This window comes from uncultured Nostoc sp. (genome assembly GCF_964245575.1).
In the GTDB taxonomy this organism is placed as follows: domain Bacteria; phylum Cyanobacteriota; class Cyanobacteriia; order Cyanobacteriales; family Nostocaceae; genus Nostoc.
Map to the genome: position 1 here is coordinate 1 of NZ_CAXTNP010000363.1, position 6,666 is coordinate 6,666.

Genomic DNA, 6,666 nt, shown 5'->3' on the forward strand with positions numbered 1-6,666 from the left:
CTCATTAATGAGTCTTTGAACTGGATGAATCCACCTTTGATACTCATTAATGAGTTTTTGAACTCCACTGTTCTGCTCACTGCTTGCCATTCTCTGCTGGAATTACCAATCTATCGGCAAACCCAACTGGTCTAAAGTAGCACCATCTTGCAAAAGTGGCTGAATATTGCTGTCTATTTGAATGCGACCACCAGACAGTACCAAAGCACGCTGAGTAACTCTGCCTAACCAATGTAGGTCATGAGAAGCAATTAATATCACCTGGACGGGTAAGTTTAACAACACTTGCGCCAAATGACGCCGCCATGCTGGATCAAGACCGTTAGTCGGCTCATCCAAAATTAGAATTGTCGGTTCTAGGGCTAAAATCGCGGCTAGGGCGGCCAAGCGTCTTTGTCCACCAGAGAGTTCGTGGGCGGAACGATTGGCGTAGGCTTCTAGACCAAAATCAGCTAATAATTGCCGGGCGCGATCGCTTGCCTGGGCTGGTGACATTCCATAGTTGCGTGGCCCAAAGGTGATATCTTCTAAGATGGTGGGCATAAATAGTTGGTCGTTGGCATCTTGGAAGCTAAAGCCGATTTGACGACGTACTTGGGGTAGAGTTTTCGGTTCTACCGGGATGCCATTTATCGTAATTTTCCCAGTTTGCGGTTGTTTTAAGCCGATCAGGTTCTCCAGCAAGGTGCTTTTTCCAGAACCAGTTGCTCCCATCAACGCCACGCGATCGCCTGGATTTAAGGTAAAAGAAATTTCTTGTAATACTGGCTCCTGGCGAGAATAAGCATACACCAGGTTCTCAACCTCGACTACGGCGGCGTGGGGGTTATGGGTTGATGGTTGGGGATTAGAAGTTAAAGATTTCAAGATTCACAAACTCAATATTCACAACTGCGCTAAATTCTGTAAGAAGTTATAGTTACACCAGCAGCGATCGCCCAAGCTGCTAGTATGGCAAAACGCTCTTTTGGTCTAAGGGTAGAATCTATGGGCAATTGCCCGTTGTAACCACGAGTTACCATTGCCGCATAGACTCGTTCTGCCCTGTCTAGACTACGGAGATACAAGGCTCCAATCATGGCAGCACTGGCGTAGCGCAGCCATGCCGCAGTTCCAGTCAGACCGCGTAATTGAGCGCTGCGCTGCATCCGCGTCACTTCTGAGAGCAAAATTTCCATATATTGACCAGCTAATAACAAGTTTTCTTTTAAAGGTGCTGGTACGGGTAAGCCTTTGAGGGCGATGCCGAAACTATGGGGCGGTAAGGTTAACAAAAAACTATTCATGGTAACCAGACAAACTAAAGAACGAACTAGCAAAAAACTAGCTCGCTCCCATCCCAAGGGCAATGCCAGCAATGACAAAAAAATCAATTCTGTACCGAGTAATCCTCCCAAGCGGCGAATTGGTACGCGCAACAGCCAAGCCCACAAAAGTGCGATCGCGCCATATACACCTAAGCAATACCAAGCATGATGCTTTAATAAAGCTGCTCCCATTACAATCACTAGTGACAGTTGCAAACGTAACGGTAAGGAAAGTTTAAGCATTCTTCGCTTTCACTACCTTGGCAATTCCAAAGGCAACAGCAAAGCAAACCGCAGCTCCCAAAAGCCCAGCGATACTGCTGCCAATTGGCCCCAAACCCTCAATACCATAGTCAGCTAAGGGAGTCGGCACAATTACTCGTACTTTACTGGCTAAGTCGATGAAGCCCGTGTTTTCGGCGACTTTCTCCAAACCATCAGGCCATGCTGAGGCAAAGAGTGACAGTACTCCCGCAATCAAGAAAATGGTGACAATGGGTACAGACCAACCGCGAAACTCCTGCTGTTCCCCTGGTAACAAATCTGGTCTGGCTCTGGCTAAATAAGTCAGCACACCCGCAGTAATTATCCCTTCGCCAATGCCAATCAGAATATGCACACCAGTCATAGCTGGTAAAACTATGGCTACGGGTGCAGTTCCTGAAAGGGCTAACTCAATGGCACAAACTACAGCAGCTACCACTACACTTACACCAGCTGCAATGCCAGCAGCTAAAGGTAAGCGCCCTTTAGACCCCCCAAACAGCCTCTGCAAGGTTTGGGTTAAAACCCAGCCAACCCAAACACCAACTACTGCCATGTTCAAAATATTCGCTCCCAAGGCTGTAATGCCACCATCAGCAAATAGCACAGCTTGAATAATTAAAACTGTGGCGATACACAACGTTCCTGCCCACGGACTGCCCAAAACGATCGCAGCTAAGGTTCCCCCCAACAAGTGACCACTAGTACCCCCTGCTACCGGAAAATTGATCATCTGGGCGGCAAAAATGAAGGCGGTAGTTAGTCCCAGTATGGGCGCACGGCGGATACCAAAAGCCTCTTGCGATCGCTCGAAGGCAATAAATAGTGCTGCTACACTCGCTAAACCAGTAGCCCCTGCCACTGGAACAGAAACAAATCCATCAGGAATATGCATGATCTACCCTGTACAATAGACGTTTATTTACTCAATACAAGCAATAAAACAAAGGAATGAAATTAATAACAAACAAAATTTTCACCTTTTTTGCAATGCCCTCTTGGGGAATTTTATGCTGTTACTTTCGAGATATTTACTATCCAATGGCTGCTAAATAGTATACTTATTTCCTATCTTATTAATTTTTGTTAACTTTATTTTTATATATATCGCTAAATGTTGATAAATTCTTGAAAAAGTCGAAAAAACTTGACTTTAATAAGGTAACATGCATTTAATTTGCATATTTTCAATCGCCAAAAGGCTGGCTAGGATTGCCTTTCTTCTCTACGAGACGCTGTTCGCGTTCATTTTGAATTGCTTTGCTGCTCTTACGAAGAATTCCGAAGTCAGAGTTCAGGATTCAGAATGCAATTAGCTCTTGATTCGGATTTACCAGTTTCTTGTTTCCCACCAATTTTCAGATTTTGTGAACCAGTACTTAGTAAGTAAGTGCAAATAATTAGAAGCTCGTGTAGTCAGCGTAACGCACCCAAATTCTCAAATGGTGGGTTACTGTCTTTGTAACCCACCCTACAGCTACTATTTTCTCACGAATGATTTCGGATTGGTAGATTAGACCTACTAATACTAAAAAGTCTTTAGATAGTTAGGGTAAAGTGTATATTTGCTGACTTTGCTAACTTAATGATACAGTATTGATTGTTTGTATAAAAAAATATATTAAAAAGGACTAAAAAGTACCATAAATTTAAGTGGTTAAATGTAAAGTTTAGATGAAGTTTAGGAAAATATTTTGAATTGAGGCGCCAGAATTACTAAACTTTTCAAAACAGCTAACTGTAATAAAAGTATTCATCAAATTTGGACTAACTAGGTTTAGTCAATTAAGCCAGCAGATGTTCGGCTTTGTTTCTCTCGGTTTTTACACATCCTCGTTCTGTAATGTGAAATTATGAAGACAAACTCATCCAACTCCCTGTTAACAGTACCAACTGGCCCACTAAAGATTTCAGAGTTGCCCCCTAACGAAGTGGGTACAAGTGGTGAATCTATCCATCTTTCCTTAGTAATTCCTACTTATAAAGAACGTGACAACATCAAGAATGTAGTCAGCATATTAACTCAGTTACTGGATGAATCTATTCCAGGAAACTATGAATTGATTGTGGTAGACGATGATAGCCCAGACCGAACTTGGGAAATAGCACAATCTTTGATCGCAGAATACCCCCAGTTGCGGGTGATGCGACGCCAACAGGAACGGGGGCTATCAAGTGCGGTGATTCGTGGGTGGCAAGCAGCTACCGGGAGTGTGTTGGGGGTGATTGATGGAGATTTGCAGCATCCACCAGAGGTGCTGACGCAACTGTTGCGTAGTGTTGATCAAGGAGCAGATTTGGCAGTAGCCAGTCGCCATGTGGACGGAGGCGGCGTCAGTAGCTGGAGTGTTGTTAGGCGTATCTTGTCTCGTGGCGCTCAGTTGTTGGGCTTGGTGATTTTGCCGGGGGTACTGGGAAGAGTTTCCGACCCCATGAGTGGTTATTTTATGGTGCGCCGGAGTGCGATCGCAAATGCAACACTTAATCCAGTTGGATACAAAATTCTCCTAGAAGTAATTGGACGAGGAAAGGTAGGCCAAGTTGCCGAAGTTGGGTATGTGTTCTGCGAACGCAAAGAGGGTGAGAGTAAAGTTACATGGAAGCAATATATAGATTACATCCACCACTTGGTACGGTTACGGCTCTCCACAGGACGGGTAGGACGATTGCGTAGAAAAGTCAATTTCCCAGTTGGTCGATTCGTCCGCTTTGGGTTGGTTGGCTTTAGTGGCGTATTTGTGGATATGGCAATACTTTACTTGCTCAGTGATCCGACTACCTTGGCTTGGCCACTGACGCGCAGCAAAATTGTTGCTGGTGAGATTGCAATTTTAAATAATTTCTTCTGGAATGACGCTTGGACATTTGCGGATGTCAGCGCCAGACAGCAAGGATGGCAGCAACGGCTGAAGCGGTTTGTGAAATTCAACGCCATTTGTCTTGCTGGACTGGTATTGAATGTACTGATATTAAATTTGGTATTCAATTTTCTTATTCCTAACCGTTATATTGCCAACTTTATTGCGATCGCAATTGCTACCATCTGGAATTTCTGGATTAATTTGAAACTTAGCTGGCGCGTCACCGATGTGAAATAATCACAACGAGGGATTTGAGATTTTGATTTTTGTTCTTAGACTTTAGAACGAACTGAAATCTAAAACGTCAAATCTACAAATCCATTCGTCTGAGGCCCGGCAATGAGAGTTTTTTTCCAAGGTGCATTTTATTTTTACAAAAAAATTATCTCGTTGCTACCTGCATCTGCTGCCCGTTCCGTGCCCATAGTAGAAGATGCAAATTCTACCTCAAAACGCCAGCATTGGCATAATTGGCAGTTTCGCCTCCCTTCTTGGTGGCTTCACCCCTTGCTGAACTTGATCTGGTTGCTCATCGGCATTAGCTTGCGGTTTGCAAACTTGACTGCAAAACCTCCTTGGACTGATGAGTTTTCCACCTTGGTGTTTAGCTTGGGGAATACTTTTTTAGCAGTTCCCCTAGATCAAGCGATCGCGCCTGATATCCTATTGCAACCACTGCAACCAAACCCAGCAGCTAGTATTGGTGATGTGGTTCATAACTTAGTTACACAAGATAATCATCCACCACTGTATTTTGTGCTGGCTTACCTGTGGATGAAATTATTTAAGAGCGAGGGAGGATTAGTATCGCTGTTTGCGGCGCGATCACTACCAGCGATAATCGGTGCTACATCCATTCCGTGTTCTTACGTATTAGGTAGGGTAGCGTTTCGCTCGAAATTAGTGGGACACTTGACTGCTGCCATGATGGCAGTATCACCCTACGGCGTATTTTTAGCACAAGAAGCGCGTCATTACACTTTGGCAATGTTATGGGTAATTGGTTCCCTGACCTGCTTAGTAATTGCCACACGTCATATTCAAAACCGTACACCTTTACCTATATGGGTAGCACTTTTATGGGTAGGAATTAATGCTTTAGGGTTTGCTACTCATTATTTCTTCACCCTCACCCTCTGCACAGAAGCCGTAGTTTTGATTTTTCTTGCTTGGCTTCAATTGCAAACTAACAGCAAATTTTCTCTTTTCTTCTCTCCTCCTTGGCGGCGCATCTATGCCGTTGCTGTAGGTACTTGTGTGGCGGGTTTAATTTGGATACCAATCTTATTAGAGAATAAAAATCGTGAGAATTTGACCGAGTGGATTCGAGGTTCGCGCGTTGGACTAGATTGGTTAAGCCCAATTTTTCAAGCTTTAGGAACATTGATTGCAATGATTTCCCTATTACCAGTTGAATCTTCACAGCTATTAGTTGTGATTCCTTCTGGAGTGGTGATGCTGACTTTCTTTATTTGGGCAGTTCCAATTTTGCTGCGTGGGATCAAGATTCAACTACAGCACCGAGAAAACCGGATTATGATTCAGGTGTTTGCTGGAGTAGCGGTCAGTGCGATCGCTTTATTCTTTATCTTTACGTACTTTTTAGGTATTGACCTGACTAGAGGCGCTAGATATAACTTTGTTTACTTTCCTGCGATCGTTGTTTTACTAGGCGCAAGCCTCGCGGTTTGCTGGCATCCTCCCAAGGAATTGATGGAAAGAGAACAAGGGAAAAATGGGATAAAAAGCATAGGTAAATGGGGAATAAACGGTAAAAAAGCCGTAATGTTAATTTGGCTAATGGGATTTGCCAGTGCAGTTACAGTAATCTGCAATCTCGGCTATCAAAAATATTATCGCCCTGACCTGTTTGTGCAACTAATTCAACAAACATCCTCAACACCAGTACTAATTGCCACCACCCACAAAACCTATGTACAGACTGGGGAAATGATGGGAGTAGCTAGGGAGATTAAACTTGCAAATTCACTCCAAAAACCTCTGTTTGTCCTTGCTCATCAAGACAAAGACCCGAATACTTCCACCATTGCTCTGGAAAATACTTTAAATAAATTACCACGACCTTTTGACTTGTGGCTGGTAAACTTTCACGCACCCATGGCAGAAACCGTCAAAACATGCGTTAGGTCTGATACTCAATCAATGCCTAGCATAGATGGCTACGAATATAAACTTTATCATTGTCAATAAGGTGGGGACTGGGGACTGGGGAC

At 43.8% G+C, this 6,666-nt stretch carries 5 protein-coding genes; 2 read left to right on the plus strand and 3 right to left on the minus strand.

All coding sequences use genetic code 11. The annotated features are described in order from the left end of the window. Positions 1 to 102 precede the first annotated feature (102 nt). From ACFFAP_RS34370 to ACFFAP_RS34380, 3 genes are read right to left on the minus strand one after another with little or no spacing between them, the layout of a single operon-like run. Positions 103 to 867 (minus strand): energy-coupling factor ABC transporter ATP-binding protein, encoded by a 765-nt coding sequence (locus tag ACFFAP_RS34370; RefSeq protein ID WP_375515410.1) that lies wholly within the window; start codon positions 865 to 867, stop codon positions 103 to 105. Between the two features lie 29 nt (positions 868 to 896). After that, positions 897 to 1,550 carry an energy-coupling factor transporter transmembrane component T family protein gene (locus ACFFAP_RS34375; protein WP_375515411.1) on the minus strand — a complete coding sequence of 218 codons (654 nt, stop codon included), beginning with the start codon at positions 1,548 to 1,550 and terminating at the stop codon, positions 897 to 899. Continuing rightward, positions 1,543 to 2,466, minus strand: coding sequence for an energy-coupling factor ABC transporter permease (locus ACFFAP_RS34380; protein WP_375515412.1), 924 nt, complete (start codon positions 2,464 to 2,466; stop codon positions 1,543 to 1,545). The genes ACFFAP_RS34375 and ACFFAP_RS34380 overlap by 8 nt, the downstream gene beginning before the upstream one ends. 958 nt (positions 2,467 to 3,424) lie before the next feature. Here ACFFAP_RS34380 and ACFFAP_RS34385 point away from each other — a divergent pair. Both ACFFAP_RS34385 and ACFFAP_RS34390 read left to right on the plus strand, forming a co-directional pair. Next, positions 3,425 to 4,669, plus strand: a complete 1,245-nt coding sequence (locus tag ACFFAP_RS34385; protein WP_375515413.1) for a glycosyltransferase — start codon at positions 3,425 to 3,427, stop codon at positions 4,667 to 4,669. A gap of 102 nt (positions 4,670 to 4,771) precedes the next feature. Continuing rightward, positions 4,772 to 6,643 carry a glycosyltransferase gene (locus ACFFAP_RS34390; RefSeq protein ID WP_375515414.1) on the plus strand — a complete coding sequence of 624 codons (1,872 nt, stop codon included), beginning with the start codon at positions 4,772 to 4,774 and terminating at the stop codon, positions 6,641 to 6,643. Positions 6,644 to 6,666: the final 23 nt, after the last annotated feature.